The sequence below is a fragment of the Marinobacter sp. V032 genome, assembly GCF_052645435.1.
Genome location: NZ_JBQXYE010000001.1, coordinates 941,686 through 963,323 on the forward strand (window position 1 = coordinate 941,686; position 21,638 = coordinate 963,323).

At 58.2% G+C, this 21,638-nt stretch carries 20 protein-coding genes; 12 read left to right on the forward strand and 8 right to left on the reverse strand.

Annotated elements, in window-relative coordinates:
- The first annotated feature begins 45 nt into the window (after positions 1-45).
- Positions 46-1,074 carry a DUF3530 family protein gene (locus ACUN9X_RS04320; RefSeq protein ID WP_445472296.1) on the forward strand — a complete coding sequence of 343 codons (1,029 nt, stop codon included), beginning with the start codon at positions 46-48 and terminating at the stop codon, positions 1,072-1,074.
- A 16-nt stretch (positions 1,075-1,090) separates the two neighbouring features.
- Here the strand turns inward: ACUN9X_RS04320 and ACUN9X_RS04325 are convergent, their stop codons facing one another.
- The 3 genes from ACUN9X_RS04325 to ACUN9X_RS04335 are packed head-to-tail and all read right to left on the reverse strand — an operon-like array spanning position 1,091 to position 3,559.
- Positions 1,091-1,852, reverse strand: coding sequence for a DnaJ domain-containing protein (locus tag ACUN9X_RS04325; protein WP_445472297.1), 762 nt, complete (start codon positions 1,850-1,852; stop codon positions 1,091-1,093).
- Positions 1,845-2,528: an N-acetylmuramate alpha-1-phosphate uridylyltransferase MurU gene (gene murU / locus ACUN9X_RS04330; protein WP_445472298.1), complete on the reverse strand. Its 684-nt coding sequence runs from the start codon at positions 2,526-2,528 to the stop codon at positions 1,845-1,847. Before murU ends, ACUN9X_RS04325 begins: the two co-directional genes overlap by 8 nt.
- Positions 2,525-3,559: an aminoglycoside phosphotransferase family protein gene (locus ACUN9X_RS04335; protein WP_445472299.1), complete on the reverse strand. Its 1,035-nt coding sequence runs from the start codon at positions 3,557-3,559 to the stop codon at positions 2,525-2,527. The genes murU and ACUN9X_RS04335 overlap by 4 nt, the downstream gene beginning before the upstream one ends.
- A 371-nt stretch (positions 3,560-3,930) precedes the next feature.
- Here ACUN9X_RS04335 and ACUN9X_RS04340 point away from each other — a divergent pair, with 371 nt between their 5' ends.
- From ACUN9X_RS04340 to ACUN9X_RS04385, 10 genes are all read left to right on the forward strand, one after another.
- Positions 3,931-6,192 (forward strand): LPS-assembly protein LptD, encoded by a 2,262-nt coding sequence (locus tag ACUN9X_RS04340; RefSeq protein WP_445473178.1) that lies wholly within the window; start codon positions 3,931-3,933, stop codon positions 6,190-6,192.
- 36 nt (positions 6,193-6,228) lie between these two features.
- Positions 6,229-7,611: a peptidylprolyl isomerase gene (locus tag ACUN9X_RS04345; RefSeq protein ID WP_260038999.1), complete on the forward strand. Its 1,383-nt coding sequence runs from the start codon at positions 6,229-6,231 to the stop codon at positions 7,609-7,611.
- A 2-nt stretch (positions 7,612-7,613) separates the two neighbouring features.
- On the forward strand, positions 7,614-8,615 hold the full coding sequence (pdxA, locus tag ACUN9X_RS04350; RefSeq protein ID WP_445473179.1) for a 4-hydroxythreonine-4-phosphate dehydrogenase PdxA: 1,002 nt from the start codon (positions 7,614-7,616) through the stop codon (positions 8,613-8,615).
- The gene (gene rsmA / locus ACUN9X_RS04355) at positions 8,608-9,411 is read left to right on the forward strand and encodes a 16S rRNA (adenine(1518)-N(6)/adenine(1519)-N(6))-dimethyltransferase RsmA (RefSeq protein WP_260038998.1); all 804 of its coding nucleotides are present in this window, start codon (positions 8,608-8,610) and stop codon (positions 9,409-9,411) included. Before pdxA ends, rsmA begins: the two co-directional genes overlap by 8 nt.
- A gap of 40 nt (positions 9,412-9,451) precedes the next feature.
- Positions 9,452-10,258, forward strand: coding sequence for a symmetrical bis(5'-nucleosyl)-tetraphosphatase (locus ACUN9X_RS04360; RefSeq protein ID WP_445472300.1), 807 nt, complete (start codon positions 9,452-9,454; stop codon positions 10,256-10,258).
- Positions 10,259-10,310: 52 nt separating this feature from the next.
- Positions 10,311-10,631 (forward strand): DUF423 domain-containing protein, encoded by a 321-nt coding sequence (locus ACUN9X_RS04365; RefSeq protein WP_445473180.1) that lies wholly within the window; start codon positions 10,311-10,313, stop codon positions 10,629-10,631.
- A gap of 22 nt (positions 10,632-10,653) precedes the next feature.
- Positions 10,654-10,854, forward strand: a complete 201-nt coding sequence (gene thiS, locus ACUN9X_RS04370; RefSeq protein WP_445472301.1) for a sulfur carrier protein ThiS — start codon at positions 10,654-10,656, stop codon at positions 10,852-10,854.
- Between the two features lie 71 nt (positions 10,855-10,925).
- Positions 10,926-11,720: a thiazole synthase gene (locus tag ACUN9X_RS04375; protein WP_445472302.1), complete on the forward strand. Its 795-nt coding sequence runs from the start codon at positions 10,926-10,928 to the stop codon at positions 11,718-11,720.
- Positions 11,721-11,773: 53 nt separating this feature from the next.
- Positions 11,774-12,370 (forward strand): nucleoid occlusion factor SlmA, encoded by a 597-nt coding sequence (slmA, locus tag ACUN9X_RS04380; protein WP_445472303.1) that lies wholly within the window; start codon positions 11,774-11,776, stop codon positions 12,368-12,370.
- Positions 12,371-12,516: 146 nt separating this feature from the next.
- Positions 12,517-13,368: a substrate-binding periplasmic protein gene (locus tag ACUN9X_RS04385; RefSeq protein WP_445472304.1), complete on the forward strand. Its 852-nt coding sequence runs from the start codon at positions 12,517-12,519 to the stop codon at positions 13,366-13,368.
- 1 nt (position 13,369) lies between these two features.
- Here ACUN9X_RS04385 and ACUN9X_RS04390 read toward each other — a convergent pair whose 3' ends face one another.
- The 3 genes from ACUN9X_RS04390 to ACUN9X_RS04400 all read right to left on the reverse strand — a co-directional run bounded on the left by ACUN9X_RS04390 (position 13,370) and on the right by ACUN9X_RS04400 (position 17,435).
- Positions 13,370-14,188: an inositol monophosphatase family protein gene (locus ACUN9X_RS04390; RefSeq protein ID WP_445472305.1), complete on the reverse strand. Its 819-nt coding sequence runs from the start codon at positions 14,186-14,188 to the stop codon at positions 13,370-13,372.
- Between the two features lie 127 nt (positions 14,189-14,315).
- Complete coding sequence (locus ACUN9X_RS04395) at positions 14,316-15,611, reverse strand: pyridoxal phosphate-dependent aminotransferase (RefSeq protein WP_445472306.1); 1,296 nt, start codon at positions 15,609-15,611, stop codon at positions 14,316-14,318.
- Between the two features lie 144 nt (positions 15,612-15,755).
- On the reverse strand, positions 15,756-17,435 hold the full coding sequence (locus tag ACUN9X_RS04400) for an acetolactate synthase large subunit (RefSeq protein ID WP_445472307.1): 1,680 nt from the start codon (positions 17,433-17,435) through the stop codon (positions 15,756-15,758).
- A 374-nt stretch (positions 17,436-17,809) separates the two neighbouring features.
- Between ACUN9X_RS04400 and ACUN9X_RS04405 the strand changes: the two genes are divergently transcribed.
- On the forward strand, positions 17,810-18,508 hold the full coding sequence (locus tag ACUN9X_RS04405; protein WP_445472308.1) for a response regulator transcription factor: 699 nt from the start codon (positions 17,810-17,812) through the stop codon (positions 18,506-18,508).
- Positions 18,509-18,567: 59 nt separating this feature from the next.
- On the opposite strand, the gene ACUN9X_RS04410 is transcribed toward ACUN9X_RS04405, so the two are convergent.
- Positions 18,568-20,367 carry an ATP-binding response regulator gene (locus tag ACUN9X_RS04410; RefSeq protein WP_445472309.1) on the reverse strand — a complete coding sequence of 600 codons (1,800 nt, stop codon included), beginning with the start codon at positions 20,365-20,367 and terminating at the stop codon, positions 18,568-18,570.
- Between the two features lie 98 nt (positions 20,368-20,465).
- Positions 20,466-21,563 carry a lipase secretion chaperone gene (locus tag ACUN9X_RS04415; protein WP_445472310.1) on the reverse strand — a complete coding sequence of 366 codons (1,098 nt, stop codon included), beginning with the start codon at positions 21,561-21,563 and terminating at the stop codon, positions 20,466-20,468.
- Between the last annotated feature and the right edge of the window lie 75 nt (positions 21,564-21,638).

A 21,638-nucleotide genomic window follows, 5' to 3' on the forward strand; every position in this document is an offset into this window, starting at 1 on the left:
GAGTGCTAGTCTAACAGTTTGGTCGCGGATGTAAGAGGTTTGATTGTGGCAGCAAAGTGTCGGTTAGTGATGGTGTGGATGATGGCCAGCGCCAGTTTTTGGTTAGCGGCGCCTTCTGTGTCGGCGCAGTCCGCAGAGCAAGAAAAGGCGACTGCCGGCGGTGACGCTGCAGAGGCTTCGGGCGATGCCGCCGCTGATAAACCGGTGCAACGCCCGATGATCACAACGGGCCAGAATAATGCGGCTCTGGCGGCCAGGTTTCCGGACGATCATGTCTGGCTCGAGACAGAATCCGAAGGCCGCACGCTGGGCTTGGTGATGCTCGAGTCAAATGCCCCGGCGCGGGGCGCCATGCTAATTCTGGCCGACGAGGGGCAGACCGCTGATAGTGAGCTGGCGGGTGCCTTGCGAGATCCTCTGTCGCGTGCGGGTTGGGCCGCGATGACGCTGGGTTTGCAGCCGCCACCTTACCCGGTCGTCAGGGCCCGGCAGCAGCCATCGTCAGCCATGACCGGGAAGCCGGATAGCGAAATGCCCGCTGAGAGTGATGACACTGCGCCAAAGCAGGAGGCGGCAGCCAAACAGAAGCCGGCGGACTCGGCGGTTATGATTGATGTTCTGCCTGAAGACGCGATTGAGGAAATGAAAAAGAGTTACCAGGCCCGGATCGCCGCTTACCTTCAGTCGGGCGTTACCTATCTTAAAAGCCAGGGATATGAGCGCGTTTTGCTGGTTGGCATTGGTCACGGAGCGTCGGAGGTAACCGCGCAGGCGCTGAACGGGGCAGGCGCAGGGGAAGACGAAATGCAGGGGCTGGTGTGGATCGCGCCGGCCGATAATGACGGTCTTGCCGGCGCGTTGAGCGATGCCAGCAACCTCAAGGTGCTGGAACTGGATTCCCATCTTGCAGCGGGTAACGCTGGCGAAGCGCGTCAGGCTCAGTTGGCTCGGGCAGGATTCGTCGGCTATCAGCGGCAGTTGCTGGCAATGGCGGCCCGACCTCAGGCAAGAGACGCGAGCCAGATCGCCAACCGTATTGTAGGCTGGGCCCGCAGTCAGGTGTCGCCTTATTGAGCGAGTGGCGGCTAACTCAATGGGAGCGGACTTTCTCCCGCCGTTTAATCAGCTCCCAGGCCAGTTGGTAGCGATGCAAACGCTCCTTGGCGGTGGCGTATTCCTTTTCTGACAGATTATCTCCCAGCTTGTCTGGATGACATTCCGATACGCGGCGCCTGTAGGCCTTTTTCATATCGCTGAAAGACGCCTGGCGACTGACCCCCAGTAATTTGCAGGCCTGATCGTATGATGTCGGCGCCGGCTTGAGCTCCGGTTGGGTAATCCACACCTTGCGGGCGTAGCTGTCGAGCACACTATCGACTATTTCAATCGGTAGGCCGATCCGGTCAATGGCGTCTTCGCAACGATGGCGGCGGACTTTGGTCGGTGCGCCATGAAGCTGGGTTGCATGACACAGGCAAATGGCGACCAGCAAGGCAGGCCGTGGCGCGATATTGCGGGTAAGCCGAAAGCGCAGGCCTCGCATGGCGAGAAGAGCCTGCTCCTGCTTGCCGACACGAAAATGTTCAATGGCGCCCCGGCGTCCGCGCTGCGACAGATTCAGCGACTTCATAAGGCTCTCGGCAAAGCGGATATCGGTTTCGGTCACCCGTCCGCCGGCTTTGGCGATGTAGCCCAGAAAATAAAACAGGCTTCGTAGGCACCAGCGAGGCAGTCTGGCGCGGGCCAGCAGAGTGTGAGCCTGATGACCACAGGCATTCAGCTCTTCCAGCAGCTCAAAAAAGGCGTCTTCGGCGCGATTTGACAAGGCCAGGGATGTGTCCTTTTCACTCATGCCGCGATTCCTTGAGTTCGCGGTCAAGCTGTTGCAGGCGCTCCGGCGTTCCGATGTCATACCAACGGCCCGGATGGTAAAGCCCGCTGACCTGCCCGCGCGCCATGGCCGCTCGCAGCAGTGGCGCCAGCTTGGCATGCCCGCCAGGGCACTGATCGAACAGGCTGCGATGCAGCAGGCTGATGCCGGTGAAGGTCAGCCGCCGGTTGCCCTCGTCGTGAACGCGGTTGTGCGGGTCAAGATGAAAATCGCCATCTGGATGCTGGGGCGGGTTTTCGGTCAGCACCAGGCAGGCCTGATCGCCGGTAGAAGGTGTCAGTCGGGAAAAATCAAAATCGGTCCAGATATCGCCGTTGATAACCGCAAACCAGTCATCGTTTCCCGCTGTCAGCATGGGCATCGCATTGATGATGCCGCCGGCGGTTTCCAGTGGTTCGCCTTCGCGGGAATATTCAATCCTCGCGCCATAGTCACTGCCGTCACCCAGCGCCTGCTCAATCTGTTCGCCCAACCAGGCATGGTTGATCACGATATCGCGCAAGCCGGCCGCTACCAGGCGTTCGATATGGTAAACAATGAGGGGTTTGTTGCCCGCTTCGAGCAGGGGTTTGGGCGTTTTCAGTGTCAGCGGCCGCATCCTCTCGCCCTTGCCGGCGGCAAGAATCATGGCTTTCACGAAAGAGCGGTCTCCCGTGCACTGGTGAGCGCTGGCATTATCCGGGCTTCGAGCCAGTCGTGGAAGCGGCGCAAGGCCGGCTGGCGGTGACTGGCCTCAAGCAGATAGTTCACCGTGCGGGGGATATCGTCGAGGTAACCGAACTTGCCGTCTCGCAGGGCGAGGCGTGCAAAGATGCCCGACGCCTTTAGGTGGCGCTGCATGCCCATCAGTTCAACCCACTGGCGGAAGGTATCGGCATCGGCATGGTGCAAACCGGCCTGTGCGGATTTCTCCCGGAAGGTCTCGATCCAGCGGCTAATGGTGTCTTCCGGCCAGGCGACGTAGCAATCTTTGACCAGCGATACGAGATCATAGGTGATCGGGCCTCGCACCGCGTCCTGAAAGTCGATCACGCCAAGTTCGCCGTCGTCTAATACCAGCAGATTGCGGGAGTGATAGTCCCGGTGAACGGGTACCTCGGGCTGGGCCATTGCCGCTTCTTTCAGCAGCGCGAAGGTAGTGTCCAGCAGGCAGTGTTCCTGATCCGTCAGCTCCAGTTTCAGGTACTGGCCGACCAGCCAGTCACGGAAAAGCTGCATCTCCCGGTCAAGAAGCGCGGCATCATAAGGCGGTAGCGGGAAGTGGTCCGGGTCAGATGTTTGTTGAATGCGGACCAGTTCATCAAGGGCATTATTATAAAGTGCGTCGGCATTCGCTTCGGTCAAGGCGCCCAGCAGTAGGCTGTCGCCCAAGTCATCCAGCAGCAGAAAACCGTCAGTCAGGTTCTCTGCATGTATTTTGGGCACACTCAGGCCGAGACTGTGCCAATGCCGTGCGATAGTGGAAAACGGTGTCGGGTCTTCCTTGTCGGGCGGTGAGTCCATTACGATCAGTGAAGCGGCGCTATCAGATGCCGACCCTGAGCCCGCAACGGTTACCCTGAAGTAGCGCCGAAAGCTGGCATCGCCGGACACGGTCACCGGTTGTGCCTGTTCAAGGCCGGGTTGCTGGCGCACCCAATCCGTCAACTGATCAAATCTGCTATCCATGAGTGTTATCTGTTGGTCGGTGGATAAGGAAACTCCTGTCTGTCACGGAAAATATCAGAAGGTGGTGATTGCGGCAAAAGGTAGCGCTTTCTGCGTCGTTAACAACCCGGGTCAGGGCGTGTAAACTACGGAGCCTTTGATCGGTCGATCAGCTAAGATCAACAGTAACACGACGCCGTCAGAGGTTTTCTTTCGTCGGCCCTCATAACCGGACAGGATCCGTCATTGTGTCATTGATCCCCACTTTATCGTTGCGTCTGCGGGACAGTGCCCTTAAAAACAGGGCCGGTCACTGGTGGGCTGGCGTGCTGGTATCGGCACTGGCAGTGCCTTATGTTCAGGCCGGAAGTGAGGTCAAGAGTGCGGCCGAAATGGACTGGCGACCCCGTGATCAGCTACCAGAAGAGCGTCAGGCGGCGTTACCGGGTTATTGTGCCGGTGGTTACCTGCAGCCAGAATCCGTAACGGGTGGAGCGCCGCTGTCAGTCGGCAATGCAGCGGGTTCTGATGCGCCGATTGAGGCCAGTGGCCTGTCTGCCCGTTACTCGATAGACAATGAACTCCGTCTTGAAGGCGATGTCCGGTTGCGTCAGGGCACGTTCACTGCGACCGGTTCCCAGGCTGTCTACAACCAGGCAAGCGGGAAAATGGCGTTGTCCGGACCGATGACCAGCCGGGGGGACGGCTTTTTGCTGACCGGCGAATCGGCCGACTATGACGCGAATAGCGGCCAGCTCGACGTCAATACCGCGACATTTCTGATCCATGCGGCTGAAATGCGGGGCGAGGCATCCCACTTGTCCCGGCCAGAGGATAATCTGGTGGTGATCCAGGACGGGCGGTTAACGACCTGCTCACCCGAAAGTAACGCCTGGGCTGTCGTTGCATCGGATATTGAGCTGGATCAGGCCGAAGGTTTCGGCACTGCGAAGCACGTGCGTCTGGAAGTGCAGGATATTCCGGTCTTCTACTGGCCCTACGCGACCTTCCCGATTGATGACCGCCGCAAAACCGGCTTCCTTTACCCTGCCTTTGGCACGTCGAATACCGGCAGTGGCCTGTTTGTCTCCACGCCGTATTACCTGAACCTGGCGCCGGATTACGATGCCACCATTACCCCGCAATACATTTACGGGCGGGGGCTGTTTACCGAGCTGGAGGGACGATACCTCAGCGATTATGGCGAGTCTGTGCTGCAGCTGGGCTATATCGGGAATGATGACTATTACATTGATGAAAATCCCGGTGCCGACGGCGAACGCTGGGGTCTGGATTTCACCAACCAGTCCAGCTTCGGTGGCGGCTGGGGCGGTTATGTCGATTACTCGGTCGTGTCTGACAATGATTATCTGAGTGATCTGAACCGGTCACTGGATATCGATCAGGCGACCCACCTGTTGCGGACAGGCGGCGTTGTCTACAACGGTGAGCATCAGTTCTTCGAAAGTTATCTGAATGGCTATCAGACGATTACCGACAACATCACCGATGTTCAAAAGCCCTATTCCCAGCTGCCGGAAATTGTTTACGGCGCGGACTATCAGTGGGGCGTCGTTGAAACTGTGCTGGAGTCGCAGTACACCTATTTCTACCGCGATAACGACAACATAACCGGCCTTGCGCGCAGTAACGGTAACCGCCTGCGGGTATTACCTGAAGTTGCGCTGGATTTCAGGGCTCTGTGGGGTTACAGCCGCCCGTCGGTGACGCTGGACTTTACCCAGTACCAGCTTGAAGACTACATATCGGACGACGACAGCTTTAGCCGGACAATTCCGGTTTATGAGTGGGATTCAGGGCTGTATTTTGATCGCCAGTCGACGCTGTTTGAGATTCCCTACAACCAGACGCTGGAGCCGAGGCTTTATTACGCCTATTCGGAAGCCGAAGATCAGAGCTTTATTCCCGATTTTGACTCGGCCCTCAAATCATTCACTTTTGATCAGCTGTTTGAAGCCAACCGGTTCAGCGGTGGTGACCGTGTGGCTGACAATAATCGTTTGACCGCCGCGTTGACGACACGTTTCAACGATCTCAATACCGGTATTGAGCGGGCCCGTTTCAGTCTCGGGCAGATCTACTATTACGACGAGCGCGAGGTGAGCCTGAACGGGCAGGGTGCCGATACCCGCAGCGATTCTCCGCTTGCCGGCGAGGCTGTGCTGCGCCCGCTCGAGAGTCTGGATCTCCGGGTGTCCGGCGTTTGGGACGCACGGTCGCGCAAAACCGAAATTGGCCGTAGCCAGCTGGTGTATCACTCTGATGACTATCGTTATCTGGCGACGGTGGGGCACACCTATGATCGCGACGATTTCGAACAGATGGATATTGGCGGCGTTTTGCCTGTCACAGACCATATCAGTGTGATTGGCCGGTGGGTTTACGACTCGCAGTCCGACCGCACCGCCGGTTCATTGGCCGGCATTGAATATACCGATTGCTGCTGGAGCCTGCAGCTTGTCAGTCAGAACTACCTGACCGACGATCAACAGCTTGAAAACCGGATTCTGTTCCAGATACAGCTCAAGGGGCTGGGTGGCAGTGGCGACAGTAGCGGCAATATCGCTGACGCCATTTATGGTTTTGACGAGCGTGAAAACAGACGTTTTGGCCGGTCAGGCGGGCAGTATTAAAGACGCCCTGACCGCAACTTGAAAACTGAGGTGATTATGAAGGCATCCCTGCGCCTGTGCGCAAACGTCATGGTTGTGCTGATGTTGACCATGGCAGCCCAAGCAGCTTCTGCTGCCCGCAAACCGCTCGACAGTGTAATCGCGATCGTTGATGACGACGTGATCCTGCAGACTGAACAGGACAGCCGTGTGCGGACTGTTATCGCCCGGCTCAACGCTCAGGGAACGGGGCTTCCGCCGCGTGATGTGCTCGAGGAGCGGGTGCTGGACCAGCTGATTCTGGACACCATTCAGTTGCAGATGGCCGAAAAAATGGGGATGCGCGTCAGCGATAACGAGCTGAACGACACCATGCAGAATATTGCCAGCCGGAACGGCTTCGATATTGATCAGTTTGAGAAAGCGCTGGCGGAGGAAGGACTGAGCTATCGCGAAGCCCGTGAGCAGATTCGCCGGGAAATGCTGATCAGCCGGGTTCAACAGCACCGCGTCGACGGCCGGGTGCGGATCACAGCGCGGGAAGTGGATAACTTCCTGCAGGCGCAGGCGGGCCGGGAAGCAACCGGCGCGGAGTACCTACTGGGCCATATCCTGATCGCTGTGGATGACTTCAATGATGCCGATGAAGTCGAAGCAGCAAAAGCAAAAGCCGAAGACCTGCGCCAACAGATTCTTGATGGTACTGACTTCAAGCAGGTGGCGGTTGCCGAGTCGGATGGCTCCAATGCGCTTGAAGGCGGGGTACTGGGCTGGCGTAACGAGAACCAGTTGCCATCACTGGTTGTTGATGTGGCACCAGACCTTGAAGTCGGCCAACCGTCCGAACTGCTGCAAAGCGGCAGTGGCTTCCATATTATTTCGGTCCTCGACAAACGGGGTGGCGATGGTGCCAAGGTAATCGAACAGTCCAATGTGCGTCATATCCTGATTCGTCCGACAGATGCGGTGTCTGATGTGCAGGCCGAGAAGCGGATCAACGACCTGTATCAGCAACTGGAGGGCGGAGCCGATTTCGCCGCTCTGGCGAAAGAATATTCGGATGACAAGGTATCCGGCTCGGCCGGTGGCAGCCTGGGCTGGGTGAGCCCGGGTGAGATGGTGCCGGCTTTCGAGCAAGCGATGAATGAAGCTTCTGTTGGCGAACTCAAAGGCCCGTTCCGGTCACGTTTCGGCTGGCATATCCTGCAGGTTGAAGAACGCCGGCAGAAAGATATTGGCGCCCAGGTGAAAGAGTCTGAAGCGCGGCAGGTGTTGTATCGCCGCAAGTTCGAGGTTGAGCTTCAGAACTGGTTGCGGGAAATCCGTGAAGAAGCCTATGTCGACATCAAAGGAGATGACACCGACGGTCAGGAAGATACGGAAGCCAGTGACATCAACACGCTGAAAGCGGCGGAAGATTCCGGATCGGAGTCCGAGTGAGCATGACGCCGCCGATTACCCTGGCGTTGACTGCCGGCGAGCCTGGCGGTATCGGCCCTGATCTTTGTGTGCAGCTGGCGCAGGAAGATCGAAAGGCCGGTATTGTCGTGATCGCTGACCGGCAGTTGCTGGCTGAAAGGGCGGCTTTGCTGGGTGTTCCGGTCAAACTACACGACTGGTCAGCTGGTGATGCGGCCGCGACGGCTCGCGGCGAACTGTCCGTGCTGACCATCCCCGGACTGCAGAGTAGGGTTGCAGGGCAACTCAACCCCGCTAATAGCCGCTATGTGCTCGATACCCTGGAAGCAGCCGCCAAAGGCTGCCTGAACGGCGACTTCGATGGCATGGTAACGGCGCCTGTGCATAAGGGCGTTATCAACGATTCCGGTATTGTTTTCAGTGGCCATACCGAGTTCCTTCAGGCGCTGTGTGGCGTTGAGCGTGTGGTGATGATGCTGGCAACCGAAGGCTTACGGGTTGCGCTGGTCACGACCCATCTGCCGCTGAAAGATGTGGCGGCCGCCGTCACTGATGCGCGGTTGAAACAGGTGGCCCGTATCCTCAACAATGATCTGAAAACCTACTTCGGCCTGCCGCACCCCCGTATTCTGGTTTCGGGCCTTAATCCCCATGCGGGCGAAGGTGGCCATCTGGGGCGCGAAGAACTGGAGGTAATCGAGCCGGCGCTGGCTGATCTGCGTCTGGAAGGGCTTGAGTTGACGGGGCCTCTGCCCGCCGACACCCTGTTTACACCGCACTGGCTGGACAACGCGGATGCGGTGCTGGCGATGTATCACGATCAGGGGTTGCCGGTGCTCAAGTACAAGGGCTTTGGCAGGGCGGTCAATATCACGCTGGGGTTGCCTATTGTGCGCACCTCGGTTGATCACGGCACTGCGCTGGATCTGGCGGGCAAGGGCACCGCTGATGCGGGCAGCTTGCACACTGCAATCACCTACGCACAGCAAATGGCGCGTTATCGCCGGGAGACGACACATGGCTAAACCGGCCGGGCATCAGGCGCGCAAGCGATTTGGACAGAATTTTCTTCACGACCCGGGGGTTATCGAACGGATCGTGCGGGCCATCAATTCCCAGCCGGATGACGCGCTGGTAGAAATCGGCCCGGGCTTGGGCGCACTGACAGAAGAACTGCTGGTGACGACGCCGTCATTACAGGTCGTTGAGCTGGACCGGGACCTGATTCCGGTATTGCGCACCAAGTTTTTCAACTACCCCGATTTCAGGATTCACGAGGCGGATGCGCTCAAGTTCGATTTCAGTGCACTGGCAAAGGAGCGTGACAGCCAACTGCGAATCGTGGGTAATCTGCCGTACAACATATCGACGCCGCTTATCTTTCATCTGCTGTCTCAGGCCGGCGTGGTGAAGGACATGCACTTCATGTTGCAGAAAGAAGTGGTGCAACGGCTTGCTGCGGTTGCCGGTGACAACCATTACGGCCGCCTCGGGATCATGGCGCAGTACTACTGCAAGGTGCAGCCACTGTTTGAAGTCGGCCCCGGCGCTTTCCGCCCGTCACCCAAGGTGGATTCGGCCATCGTCCGGCTGGTGCCGCACGAAACGCTGCCCTATCCGGCAAAAGATCTGAGCCAGCTGCAGGCTGTTGTCCGAACGGCATTTAACGCCCGTCGTAAAACCCTCAGAAAAGCGCTGGGCGGCCTTATTTCGGCTGAGGCGCTGCGTGCACTTGATATCAATGATGGCCTGCGTCCCGAGAATCTGACGCTGGCGGAATACGTCAGGATTGCCGACCACCTGTCGGGCCCGGCAGCCTGACAGGCCACTCTATACACTCAGACAACACAGGCTTGATGTAATGACGGACTACGCCGTAGGCGACATCCAGGGCTGCTTTCAGCCGCTGCAGGATGTGCTCGACAAGGTGGACTTTTCACCATCACGGGACCGGCTCTGGGTGGCCGGTGATCTGGTGAACAGAGGCCCCTCATCGCTGGCGACGCTGCGTTACATCCATAGCCTCGGCAATGCTGCCGACGTGGTGCTGGGTAATCACGATCTGCACCTGTTGGCGGTGAAGTATGGTGGTCATCCGCTGAAGCGCAAGGACACAATCCAGCAAGTGCTGGATGCCGAAGACGCGACTTTGTTGCTGGACTGGCTCCGCCATCAGCATCTGGCAGTTTATGACGCGGATCGCGATCTTTTCATGAGTCATGCCGGCTTGCCGCACATCTGGTCGGCCAGCGACGCGGTTGCCTGCGCCGGAGAGCTCGAATCTGTATTGCGCAGCCCCGACGCGGCGGATTATTTTCGGGAGATGTACGGGAATCAACCGGAGCGCTGGTCGCCGGATCTCACTGGCATGGGACGGCTGCGGGTGATGACTAACTACCTGACCCGGATGCGTTTTGTGGCGCAGGACGGCACCCTGGAATTGACCGCCAAGGAATCGATATCATCGGCTCCGGAAGGGTTTGAACCCTGGTTTGCCTATCCACGAGCGGATAATACCCGGGTTGTTTTTGGCCACTGGGCTGCTCTGGAAGGTAAAACCGGGGCTGACCGGTATATCGCACTCGACACCGGTTGTGTCTGGGGTGGCGAACTGACTTTGATGAACCTGGATTCCGGGGAGCGCATCTGCTGTGATTGCGAGAGCTGACATCATCCGCTGGGCGCTCGTCGTGGGGGCCATTGCGGCGCTGATCGGCGTAATGGCAGGGGCGTTTGGTGCCCACGGCTTGCGTGGCACGGTGACGCCTCGCGCGCTGGAAGTATTCCAGACGGGCGTAACCTACCAGATGTACCATGCCTTCGCGCTGATGATTGTCGCGTTGCTGGGCACGGCCGGGTTGTCCCGTCGCCTGCTGACAGCCTCGGCCCTGATGTTTGCCCTGGGCATCCTGTTGTTCAGTGGTAGTCTTTACGGTCTCGCACTGTTGGATATTCCTGCGCTGGGGCCGGTTACACCGCTGGGCGGGCTTTGCTTTATGGCGGGCTGGGTGCTGTTGGCAGTGGCAGGCCTGAAGCGATAGTCAATTAACGGACATTTCAATTATGCAGATTCAGTTAAACGGCAAACCGCGAGAGTTACCCGAAGCCGCCACTGTGGCGACATTGATTGAAGAACTGCAACTGGCCGGTCGCCGGGTTGCCGTCGAGATCAATGAAGAGATCGTACCCCGTAGCCGTCACGCCGAATATCAGCTGAAACCGGGCGACACCGTTGAAGTCGTCCACGCCATTGGCGGGGGCTGAGGCATCTTTTTCCGGCCCGGGCGCCGGCCAATGCTCCGGATACCAAACTGATTTAAAACGAGTGAACTCCAATGAGCGAACACAAGCAGGATAAGCCGCTGGTTATTGCGGGCAAAACCTATCAGTCACGTCTGCTGGTGGGCACCGGTAAATACCGGGATCTGGAAGAAACCGGACTGGCCATTGAAGCCAGTGGTGCAGAGATGGTGACAGTTGCGGTGCGCCGCACCAACATCGGTCAGAACCCTGATGAGCCCAACCTGCTGGATGTGGTATCACCTGACCGCTATACGATTCTGCCCAATACAGCGGGCTGCTTCAGTGCGAAGGACGCGGTGCGAACCTGCCGTCTGGCCAGGGAACTACTGGATGGTCACAATCTGGTGAAGCTCGAAGTGCTGGGGGACGATAAAACCCTGTACCCGAATATGCCTGAAACACTGGAGGCCGCCGAGATTCTGATCAGGGACGGTTTCGATGTGATGGTCTACACCACGGATGATCCGTTGCAGGCGAAGCGGCTTGAGGAGATGGGCTGTGTTGCGGTGATGCCGCTGGGTGCACCGATTGGCTCGGGTCTGGGTATCCAGAATCGCTACAACATCCGCATGATTGTCGAGAATGCCGGCGTGCCGATTCTGGTGGATGCCGGTGTGGGTACCGCGTCTGACGCCACTATTGCGATGGAGCTGGGGTGCGATGGGGTATTGATGAACACGGCCATTGCCTCCGCCACGCAGCCGATTCGTATGGCCCGGGCGATGAAACTGGCAATTGAATCCGGTCGGGAAGCCTGGTTGGCGGGTCGTATGCCTCGCAAGCTTTACGCCAGCGCATCCTCACCGCTGGATGGTACGTTTTTCTGATGGCGGCACCGAAGCAGCACGTAGGCAGGGCCTGCCTGCCGGAGCATTGCTGAGTGGCCACAAGAACGCCTAATCGCCGCGAGGCGATCCTGCAGGCATTGGCCGGTATGCTGGAATCAGCGCCGGATGCCAGAATCACGACTGCCGCTCTGGCGCGTGCTGTTGGCGTCACAGAAGCCGCTCTGTATCGACACTTTCCCAGCAAAAAGCGGATGTTCGAGGGATTGATCGAGTTTGCTGAAGAAAGTGTGTTTTCCCGCTGCCAGCGCATTCTTCAGGATGAAACCGATGCCCGCCAACGGCTATATAAAACGGCACAGCTTATACTGGTCTTTGCGGCCCGGAATCCGGGATTGTGCCGGGTGTTGACGGGTGAAGCGCTGGTTGGGGAAGACGGCGCTTTGCGCCACCGCACATCACAGTTTTTTGAGCGTCTTGAAACCCAGACCCGGCAAATTCTGAAAGAGGGCGAGCTTCGGGACGGCCTGCGTCCAGCCACTTCCGCAGCGCGTGCTGCTCAGTGGTACATGACATTCATTGAAGGCCGTATCCAGCGCTTTACCCGTTCGTCGTTCCAGCATCGTCCTGACGAACATATCGAAGAATTGTGGGCGGCGCTTGCGCCGGGCCTCTGGCGTGACGCAGAATAGAGTCCAATAACAAAACAGGCAGAAGGCGAACGCGTCCTCACTGCTTGCAAGTGTAGTCCTGCAGGTCGACTATCCCGATCCCAAATGCCGGGTGTAGGTGCCAAGTGATTACAGTTGCAGTCCACCATGCTCGGCGATGGACCCACATGCGCGCTTACAACAAGACACTGATTAAGGCCTTGCTCTGGCTAGGCATTTCCTTTTCCTGCACTCAGGCCCTGGGTGCTGCCGATGCGCCTTCCGAGGCACTTTCCGCAGATGTTCCGAATCCCCCGGTCGTCACCATCGCCACCGGCGACTGGCAACCCTATGTTGATTCAAACATGCCGGACTTTGGCCCCATGGGCATGGTTATCCGAACGGCTTTTGCCCGGGCGGGCTATGACGTTGTCTTCAGTGTCTATCCCTGGACACGAAATGCCCAGTTCGTCGCCAACGGCGAGCGCGATGCGATGATGCCCTATTATTGTTCTGACGAACGGGCTGTGCAGTTCTTATGCAGCGATCCCATTGTGGCCGGTGAACAGGTGTTTTTCTATCGCGCGGATATGCCATTCGACTGGAAAAAAGTGGATGACCTGAAGGATTACACCATCGGCGCCACCCTGGGGTATTTCTACGGACAGCCGTTTGAGGATGCAGAACGGGACGGGCGCCTGTCAGTCAAGCGCGTCGCCGATGATCATGCCAACCTTCGATTGCTGATGCGGGGGTTTATCGATCTATACCCGCAGGATCGGGCCGTCGGGTACGGCATGGTTCGAGCCGTGCTGCCGAAAGAAGACTGGAGCAAAATTGTGCATCATCCCCGCCCGTTGCACAGCAAATCCTTGCATGTGTTGTTCAGTCGCGCCACCGGGCAGGGCGAAGCTTTGCGGGAAATTTTCAACCGGGAACTCAGCGCCATGCGTGATAGCGGTGAGCTGGACACGCTTCTGGAGCCGATCTACGCCGACCAGCAGGCAGTTCGCGGCGGTAAACCTGAGGCACCACAGTAATTCAGGCCTCGTGCAGCAGCGTTTGCAATGGCTCAAACACTGCCGGTGCCGAGATCAGAATATCCTGCCCCCAGAGGTCTTCCGGGTAGCCATCGGGCACGCCGTTGAAGTGACCGCAGCTGGCGCCAGCTTCCAGGGCAATTAATCGTGCGGCAGCGAAATCCCAGGGACTGACGGTTTCGTAGTAGGCATCCAGCCGGCCACATGCCACCCAGCAGATGTCGAGCGCTGCAGAGCCGATTCTGCGCAGGTCACGGCAGTTGTGAATCATCTTGTCCAGCCGTCGGATCAGCGGTTCCAACGCGTCCTTTGTGTACGGAAACCCCGTGGCAAACAGGGTTTTGCGCAGGTCAGTCGCGCCGCTATGGCCGATAGTGGCCTTGTTCAGTGTGGCCCCTTCACCTCGCACCGCTTTAAATGTCTCTTTCGAAAAGGGGGCATGAACCACCCCGACCTGAACCTGGCCACGCTCTGCGTAGGCGATGGATATCGCGCTCGCGGGGTGCCCGTAGGCGTAATTTACTGTGCCGTCGATCGGGTCGATGATCCATAGTGGGGTTTCGAGGTGGCTGGCCTGCTGAAGATCCGGCATGGATTCCTCTGACAGGATCCGGTGATCCGGGTAACGGGCCTGGATGGCACGGGTGATCAGCTCATCAGCCATCAGGTCAGCGTGAGTCACCAGCTCGGTCTGGGCTTTGTAATCGGTACGCAACCGGTTCTCGTTGCGCTCGCGAGCAATCAGCTCACCGGCTTCCAGTGCCAGCTGTTCGGCAAAAATGGCGATTTCAGTCAAGGGTGATGTCGGGGATGGGGTCACTGAGAATCCTTGTTGCAGGCAGGGCAGGAGAAAAGACTGATCGTATCCGGGCTGTCCGGATTCAGCAAACCGGACACGTCCGGAGGCCTGAAGCCTTCGGACGTGTCATGCCGGTAGTGCGCGTTGGTCAGAGCTTGCCCAGCCAGCTTTCCAGCTTGTCCATAGCCAGTTTGAGGCGAGGGCAGACCGCTTCGACAAAGGCGTCATCGAGAGGCTTGTCAGCGTAGTCAGTGCTTGCGACGGTCAGCGCATCGCCACCATCGAAATCGACAAACGCCAGTCGGGCGCTCAGCTTGTCAGGAGCGAAACCGAAATCGCTGGCCGGCAGAATGGCAATGCCCGTGTCTTCCAGCAGCGCTTGGCAGAGTGCGGGGCTGGTCTTGATATCCCGTTTGGCGAGAGGTTCCTGGTACTCCGAAAAATCCGGAAACAGATAGAACGCGCCTTCCGGCTTTTGCGTCCAGACCTGCATGCCTTCGAGACGGCGGTGGAGGTATTCCCCCAGTACTTTCAGCACCCGACGCGACTGGCGAAGGTATTCGTCCAGATCGTCGCCCCCGTTAAACGCAGTGATGGCCGCGTGCTGGGTCGGTGCGCTGGTTGAGGTGTAGGTCTCACTGGCAATGATCGCCATGGCATCCTGCAGCGGGCGTAACTCGGGCGGAAAAATAAAGGTGCCCAATCGCCAGCCGCCGGCGCCTGCCCACTTACTGAGACCGGTACTGATGATGGTGCCTTCCGGATAATAGCGGGCGATTGATTTGTGGTTTCCTTCGAAATGCACCTCACCGTAAATTTCGTCCGACAGCAAAATCAGGCCGTACTTGCGCGCCACATTGGCCAGAGCAAGCAACTGATCTTCCGTGTAGGTACAGCCGGTCGGGTTGGACGGATAGTTAAGGATAAGAATGCGAGGCCGGGTCGGATCGTCGCGGCAGATAATGTCCAGTTCTTCTGCAGTCAGTTGCCAGTTGTTTTCTGCATGGGTTGGCAACCAGTAGACGGAGCGGCCGATAATCCGGGCTTGAGGCGCATAGGAGACCCAGCTGGGGCGAGGTATCAGCAGATCGCCGTAGTAGGCCAGCTGAAGAATAAACAGCAACTCTTTCGAGCCGGGGCCAATCAGCACATCTTCCCATGTGCTGCGCATGCGCTGGCTGCGATTGATATAGCCGGAGATGGATTCCCGCAGGGCCTTCAGGCCTTTGACCGGGAGATAGTCCTTCTCGTGGGCATGCTCGCGGAGCGCCTCAACGACACGTTCCGGTACCGGGAACGGAGACTGGCCCAAGCCGAGCTTGATGATATCCCGGCCATCGGCGCGTAGCTGGTTGCTGAGTTCGTTGATGCGGAGGGTTGCCGAGGGCTGGATGCCCCGAACATTGAGGTTGATGGCGTAACGATGATCCGTGTTTATGTCCATGGCTCCGGTCTTTGAGGGAATTTTGGAAGGTATTGCCAATTCAGTATAGAAAAAACGCTTCCCGGAAAACGGGTGAATTGGGTAAGTGATTGCCGAGGCAGGCCAGGGTGATCGCCGCGAGCCGGCGATCACCCTGTTAGATAGTTATTTCACTGTGCAGGTCAGGTCTTTCAGTTGGCGATTGAACACCCGGTCGTTCTCGCTGTAATCCACCGGCACTTCGATAACATGCACGCCACCGGCATCCATGGCGTGTGTGAGTTTGGGGACCAGCTCGTCGGCGCTGTTGATGCGGTGGCCGGTTGCGCCATAGGCGTTGGCGTAGGCGACAAAATCCGGATTGCCATAATCAAGGCCGAAACGGGAAAAGTCCTCCTGATCCTGCTTCCACTGGATCATCCCGAAGCCATTGTCATTGATGATCATGACCACCAGATTCAGTTCCAGTCGCACCGCCGTTTCCAGCTCCTGACTGTTCATCATGAAGCCGCCGTCGCCGCAGATGGCCATGATTTTCTGCTCGGGATAGAGCATGGCCGCTGCCATTGCACTCGGCAGGCCGGCGCCCATGGAGGCAAGGGCGTTGTCGAGCAGCACGGTATTGTTGTCGTACGCCTTGTAGTTGCGGGCGAACCAGATTTTGTACATGCCATTGTCGAGCGCGATGATGCCGTCCTCCGGCATAACCTTGCGGACGTCGGCGACGATTCGCTGGGGCACCAGTGGAAAGCGGCTGTCATCGATGCATTCGCGCAGGTGGTTCTCCACCGATTGCTTGACGGTCATGAATTGCTCGAAGTCATGATGTTCCGATTCGCCACAGTTTGCGGCCAGCCAGTCCACACTGTTGGCAATATCGCCGACCACTTCCAGTTGTGGAAAATAAACCGGATCCACATCGGCCGGTGAGAAATTGACGTGAATCACCTGTTTGCCGCCCGGATGCATGAAAAATGGCGGCTTCTCCACCACATCATGACCCACGTTGACCACCAGGTCGGCATGGTCGATCGCACAATGAACGAAGTCGCCGGAGGAAAGTGCCGCATTTCCCAGATAGCGAGGGTGCCGCTCGTCGATAACGCCCTTGCCCATCTGTGTCGTGAAGAAGGGAATGCCCGTGGCCTCCACCAGATTGATCAGCGCCCGGGAAACCCGCTTCCGGTTCGCCCCGGCGCCAATCATGATCAGCGGATGCCGGGCCGCTTTGATCATGTCGCAGGCCTGCTGCAGGCTCTTGGCGCTGGCTGTAGGCCGCCGCGCATCACTGGGCTGGAAAATATGGGCGTCGGCGCTGGACATCTCGCTGGCAATATCTTCTGGCAACTCAACGTGTACTGCGCCTGGGCGCTCCTCGGCTGCCAGGCGGAAGGCCTCCCGCAACTTTGCCGGGATCGTATTGGCATTGCTGATCTGGCGGGTGTACTTGGTAAGCGGGCGCATCAGATCGACGATATCCAGAATCTGGAACAAGCCCTGCTTTGATGACTTGATCGGCTTCTGGCCGGTAATCATCAGCATCGGCATAGCGCCAAGCTGGGCATAGGCGGCGGCCGTAACAAGATTGGTTGCGCCTGGCCCGAGAGTAGACAGGCAAACGCCGACTCTGCCGGTCAGTCGGCCGTAGGTGGCAGCCATAAAACCGGCGGCCTGCTCATGCCGGTTAACAATCAGGCGGATGCCGGAGTTGCGGATAGATTCCAGCAGGTCGAGATTCTCTTCGCCGGGAATACCGAAAATGTACTCGACGCCCTCGTTCTCAAGCGCCTTGACGAAAAGATCGGACCCTTTTGTTGGTCGGGTAGTCGGTGCGTTATCAGTCATTGTGGCTTCCTGACATACGGAGTGGACAAGCATATGACGTCTGCAATCCGGTGTGCCGGTTCACTATGGATCAATAGCCCGGGCTCCGGCAAGTTTCGCGGTGTTACCGTCGGCGGTTGAGCCGGTTTCACCAGCGCGTCATCAGCTCAGGGTGCACACATCACATTGCGGGCAAAAATTTGCCTGTGAGAGCTCGCTGCATGGGTATAGTAGAGTGTCAGGGAAGTCTCTTGCGTGGGATCTGAAAAAGCATCTGAAGCGTATTCAGGAAGGCGTTCAGGGTGACCGCCGATTCGAGAGATTTCCCGCTCCGGAACTGGGTTTACGCGGTCACTCCGGATCATCAATAACAACAAAAGCCTGCGTTGATCGTTATGACAATACCAGACCGCCACTCCGCTGGTGCTGCGCGTCATGTGGCTGCCGGTGATGCAGCTTCTGCACCGGTGCTCAATCATGTACTCATCGTTGATGACCATCCGTTTTTCTCGGATGGCCTCGGCCATATTCTGCTGCGGGAGCGCCTCGCGGGTTGTGTGGATCATGCCGTGAGTGTCGAGAAAGCATTAATCCGCCTGAAGCAGGTGCCAGAAATAGACCTGATCCTGCTGGATGTCGGTCTCCCGGGTGAGGGCGGACTGTCGTTGCTGCCCCGGCTTGATGATGCGGCGATGCCGGTACCGGTGGTGGTCATCTCCAGTCACGAAGACGAAACCACGGTTCGGGCGGCCCGTGCGGCCGGTGCCCAGGGCTTTATGCCCAAGTCATGCGGTGGTGATGTGCTCATCAGGGTTGTGCAGCGAATTGCCCGGGGGGATCTGTGTTTTCCGGCTGCAGCAACGGCGGATAATCCTGCCCTCAGGCTGACACCACGCCAGCAGGACGTCTTGCAGTTGCTGGCCGAGGGTCTTCCCAACAAGCGGATTTGCCAGGAGCTTGATCTTACCGAGCACACCGTAAAGAGCCACCTTAAGGCCGTTTTTCAGGCGCTTGATGTGCACAACCGCACCGAGTGCGTCACCCTGGCTCGTTCACTGGGGCTGGTGGGGTCGGACAGTCATCTGGCTCAGTGAGCGGGCTGGCGCGCCAGGGCGTTGAGAATTGTTCAAACCGTCTCCCTCCCCATCCTCAGTTAGGGTGCCGGGTCTTCACTATCTGGCGCACTTCCGGCTTGCTGCAAGCGTTGCAGTACCGCACGCAGTCGCGATGGCACCAGCGGTTTGTGCATCAGCCACAGGTTCTCTTCCCTGGTATAAGCCTGGGCTTCGCCGGTATCGGCTGTCACCAGCACACCGCACCGCACCTTTCGGGCCGACCGCAGGCTTGCGTAGAGTTCGCGACCGGATTCCGCCGGCAGGTGCAAATCGCTGATCATCAGGTCAAATGTCTGTCTGGCGACAAGGGCGCGCGCGGCTTCCGCCGAATCCGCTTCTGACACCTGATAGCCCCAGCGTCTGAGCATGGTGACCATGCCCTGGCGTGAATCGCAATCGTCCTCGACCAGTAACAGTTGCTGAAGATGCTGACTGTGCTCTGGAGCACGAGTGGTAATCGTTGGCTGATCGGGGAGCCTGCCGGCGGGTAACTCGATCCAGAACAGGCTGCCTTCCCCCTTTGCGGATGTGATGCCGTAATACCCGCCCATCAGCTGGGTCAGCTCTCGGGTGATGGCCAGCCCAAGGCCGAGCCCCGGATCAGAATTGTCTGTGGAGTCGGCGCGATAGAAGGTATCGAAGATACGGTGTTGGGTCGTTTCATCGAGGCCGCAACCATCGTCTTTCACCCACAGGCGGTGGTGTCTGTCGCCGGGGCTGATACCCAGGGTGACCTCCTTGCCGTGGCTATGCTGGATCGCATTGACCACCAGATTCTGAAGAATCCGGTGAAGCAGGTGTGGGTCCGCCTGCACGGTGACAGGTTCCCGGGACGGGGCCGCGAGCAGGGTGATGCCGGCACGCTGGGCCACAGCAAAACAGGTCTCTGCCATCTGTTGCAGGGCGTCATTTGCGATGATGGTTTCCGGTAGCGGCCGTACCATATTTTCTTGAATACGTGAGATATCCAGCAGCGAACCCAGAAGACCATTGAAATGACTGACCGAACGCTGAAGGCGATCAACCATTGGGGCCTGGTCGTTGCCAAGGCGTGTTGCCGACAGGTTTTCCAGCAGCAGATTGATCACATTCAGGGGTTGGCGAAGGTCATGACTGGCGACGCTGATCAAATGGGTTTTCTCGGCGCTGTCGGTCTCTGCTTTTTGCCGGGACAGCTCCAGTAGTTGCCGGTCAATAAAGTGAGCCCGTTGCTGGTGTTCCCTGAGCCAGGCGCCAACCATACCGATCAGGTTGGCGGTCATTACAAAGAACATGTTGACGCCGATCACCCGCGGTGGGGTTTGGTAGATCACCTCAACGAGCAGATAGGCTGCAATAATTAACGCGGAACCAATTGAAGCAGTGCGAAACGGCAGGCCCATCAGAAAATACCCGAACATGAGCATCAGCAGAATGCCATCGTAGGGCATCGGATATTGCTGGTTGCGGGCCAGGGCAATAATAAGCACGACGCTGAGGCCTCCCCACAAATAGGAGAGTGCATACCAGCGGGCAAAATGGGCGGGCGTAATGCTGAGCCTCGGTGGCTTGGGGCCGGTGCGGGGAGGCAGGTAGGTCAGGGCCCAGACGAAGCCGATCATGGGGCAGGTAAACAGCAGCCGCATGGCGATGGTTTGCCAGGCCAGTGACGGCGGCAGGAATGCCGGATCAAGCAACGCATACACAAGAAACAGGAACAGAGCGCTGGCGGCTACCGGACGAGCACGCTCAGGTAGCGCGGCTTCACGCTCGTGTCGATAGCAGGTTTCAATTGCCGGATCAAAGCGCAGCCACCGGTGACCGGTGGCGCGTTGGGCTTCAAATTCGCTGAGTTTCACGGTGGATCCGCTTTCTTGTTTTACGCCAGTCTAGCGCCGCGAGTCAGCACGGGTGGGTACTGGAGCACAAACTATGGATCACGTATCCCCGGTTGCTATCAGGGGGATTGGCTCAGTTGCCGCAGTTTCGCCCAGGTTTGAGTCTGTTCATTGCTGAAGTACTGCTCCAGCAAGGCTTGCTGCTGTTCAGCCTGATCTTCCGGTGCAAGGCCGGAGGTTTCCAGTTTGGTCAGCGCTTTCTGGTAGTCCTCAAAGCTGGCGTCGAACTCTTCCCGTTCCTGCAGATAACTTACGACGTCGTCTGCCTGCGAGGAATCCAGTCCCAGCGCCTGCAACTTGCGACCGGCGTCTTCTGGCGAGTCGGCATCGGCAATTGCCTGCTGGCGCGCTTCGCTGACTTTGTTTTCATCAATCAACGTGGTTTCTGTTCGCCGAATGACCTCTGGCAACTGCTGCCGCTGCCATTGAAGCAGGGTGTTCCGGGCTTCGGGCGACAGGTCTTCGCGCTGTTGAATTTCAATGGAGGCGACAGTGTATTCACCATAAGCCTCTTCCAGCCCGAAAAAGGCCTCGACGGCCTCCGGCGACATGGTATTGCGACGCACCGCCTTGAGATCGGCCAGTGCCTGGCGCAGTTGGGCAACCTGATATTTCGGATCAGACTGGCGACCGGGATCAAGCCGCACCTGACTGAGTGCCAGCGCCTCGCGCTTGTATTCCAGGTAACTGTCCAGCAACGCCATCGCCTGTTTGGCCGCGGAATCAGGAAGATTGTTGTTGGCCATCGACTGGATCGCGCCGAGTGCTTCTTCAGGCGGCACCTGGCCGACGGTGTTCAGAAAGTAGTCGAAGAAATCTTTCACCTCCAGATCGACGATCAGATCGCCGTTGGCGTCGGCCCGAAGCTGGCCATCGATTTCAGTACCTTCAAGAGAGGGTGCGAAGGGCTGTTCTGTCCACTCGCGGGGCGTTGCCGCAACACTTTCCGGGGTTTCTGAGTCCGGTTTTGCGGCGGTGAGCTTTTGGCTTGCGGGCGCAGCGGTTTGTGTTTCATCGCCGGGCCGGGCCGATGCGGCCGTGGAGGGTTGCGGTTCAGTTGATGGCTGATTGAACCAGAGCCCCAGGCCAATGGCGCCAAGGCTGACGGCTAAAGTGCTGATGACAATGAATTTGCGTGGGCTACTGTGATCGCGCATACAACCTCTCGCGAAAGTGGACCGGAATACGAATGCGCCGACCTGCTGCAGGAGCTGGCCGGCGCGCTGGGCCGG

What these genes read in the sequence shown, in the direction of transcription:
- ACUN9X_RS04325 (WP_445472297.1), bottom strand. Translation starts at nt 1,852, where the DNA reads ATGAGTGAAAAGGACACATCCCTGGCCTTGTCAAATCGCGCCGAAGAC.
- ACUN9X_RS04335 (WP_445472299.1), bottom strand. Translation starts at nt 3,559, where the DNA reads ATGGATAGCAGATTTGATCAGTTGACGGATTGGGTGCGCCAGCAACCC.
- ACUN9X_RS04340 (WP_445473178.1), top strand. Translation starts at nt 3,931, where the DNA reads ATGGACTGGCGACCCCGTGATCAGCTACCAGAAGAGCGTCAGGCGGCG.
- ACUN9X_RS04345 (WP_260038999.1), top strand. Translation starts at nt 6,229, where the DNA reads ATGAAGGCATCCCTGCGCCTGTGCGCAAACGTCATGGTTGTGCTGATG.
- pdxA (WP_445473179.1), top strand. Translation starts at nt 7,614, where the DNA reads ATGACGCCGCCGATTACCCTGGCGTTGACTGCCGGCGAGCCTGGCGGT.
- rsmA (WP_260038998.1), top strand. Translation starts at nt 8,608, where the DNA reads ATGGCTAAACCGGCCGGGCATCAGGCGCGCAAGCGATTTGGACAGAAT.
- ACUN9X_RS04360 (WP_445472300.1), top strand. Translation starts at nt 9,452, where the DNA reads ATGACGGACTACGCCGTAGGCGACATCCAGGGCTGCTTTCAGCCGCTG.
- ACUN9X_RS04365 (WP_445473180.1), top strand. Translation starts at nt 10,311, where the DNA reads ATGGCAGGGGCGTTTGGTGCCCACGGCTTGCGTGGCACGGTGACGCCT.
- thiS (WP_445472301.1), top strand. Translation starts at nt 10,654, where the DNA reads ATGCAGATTCAGTTAAACGGCAAACCGCGAGAGTTACCCGAAGCCGCC.
- ACUN9X_RS04375 (WP_445472302.1), top strand. Translation starts at nt 10,926, where the DNA reads ATGAGCGAACACAAGCAGGATAAGCCGCTGGTTATTGCGGGCAAAACC.
- ACUN9X_RS04385 (WP_445472304.1), top strand. Translation starts at nt 12,517, where the DNA reads ATGCGCGCTTACAACAAGACACTGATTAAGGCCTTGCTCTGGCTAGGC.
- ACUN9X_RS04395 (WP_445472306.1), bottom strand. Translation starts at nt 15,611, where the DNA reads ATGGACATAAACACGGATCATCGTTACGCCATCAACCTCAATGTTCGG.
- ACUN9X_RS04400 (WP_445472307.1), bottom strand. Translation starts at nt 17,435, where the DNA reads ATGACTGATAACGCACCGACTACCCGACCAACAAAAGGGTCCGATCTT.
- ACUN9X_RS04405 (WP_445472308.1), top strand. Translation starts at nt 17,810, where the DNA reads ATGACAATACCAGACCGCCACTCCGCTGGTGCTGCGCGTCATGTGGCT.
- ACUN9X_RS04415 (WP_445472310.1), bottom strand. Translation starts at nt 21,563, where the DNA reads ATGCGCGATCACAGTAGCCCACGCAAATTCATTGTCATCAGCACTTTA.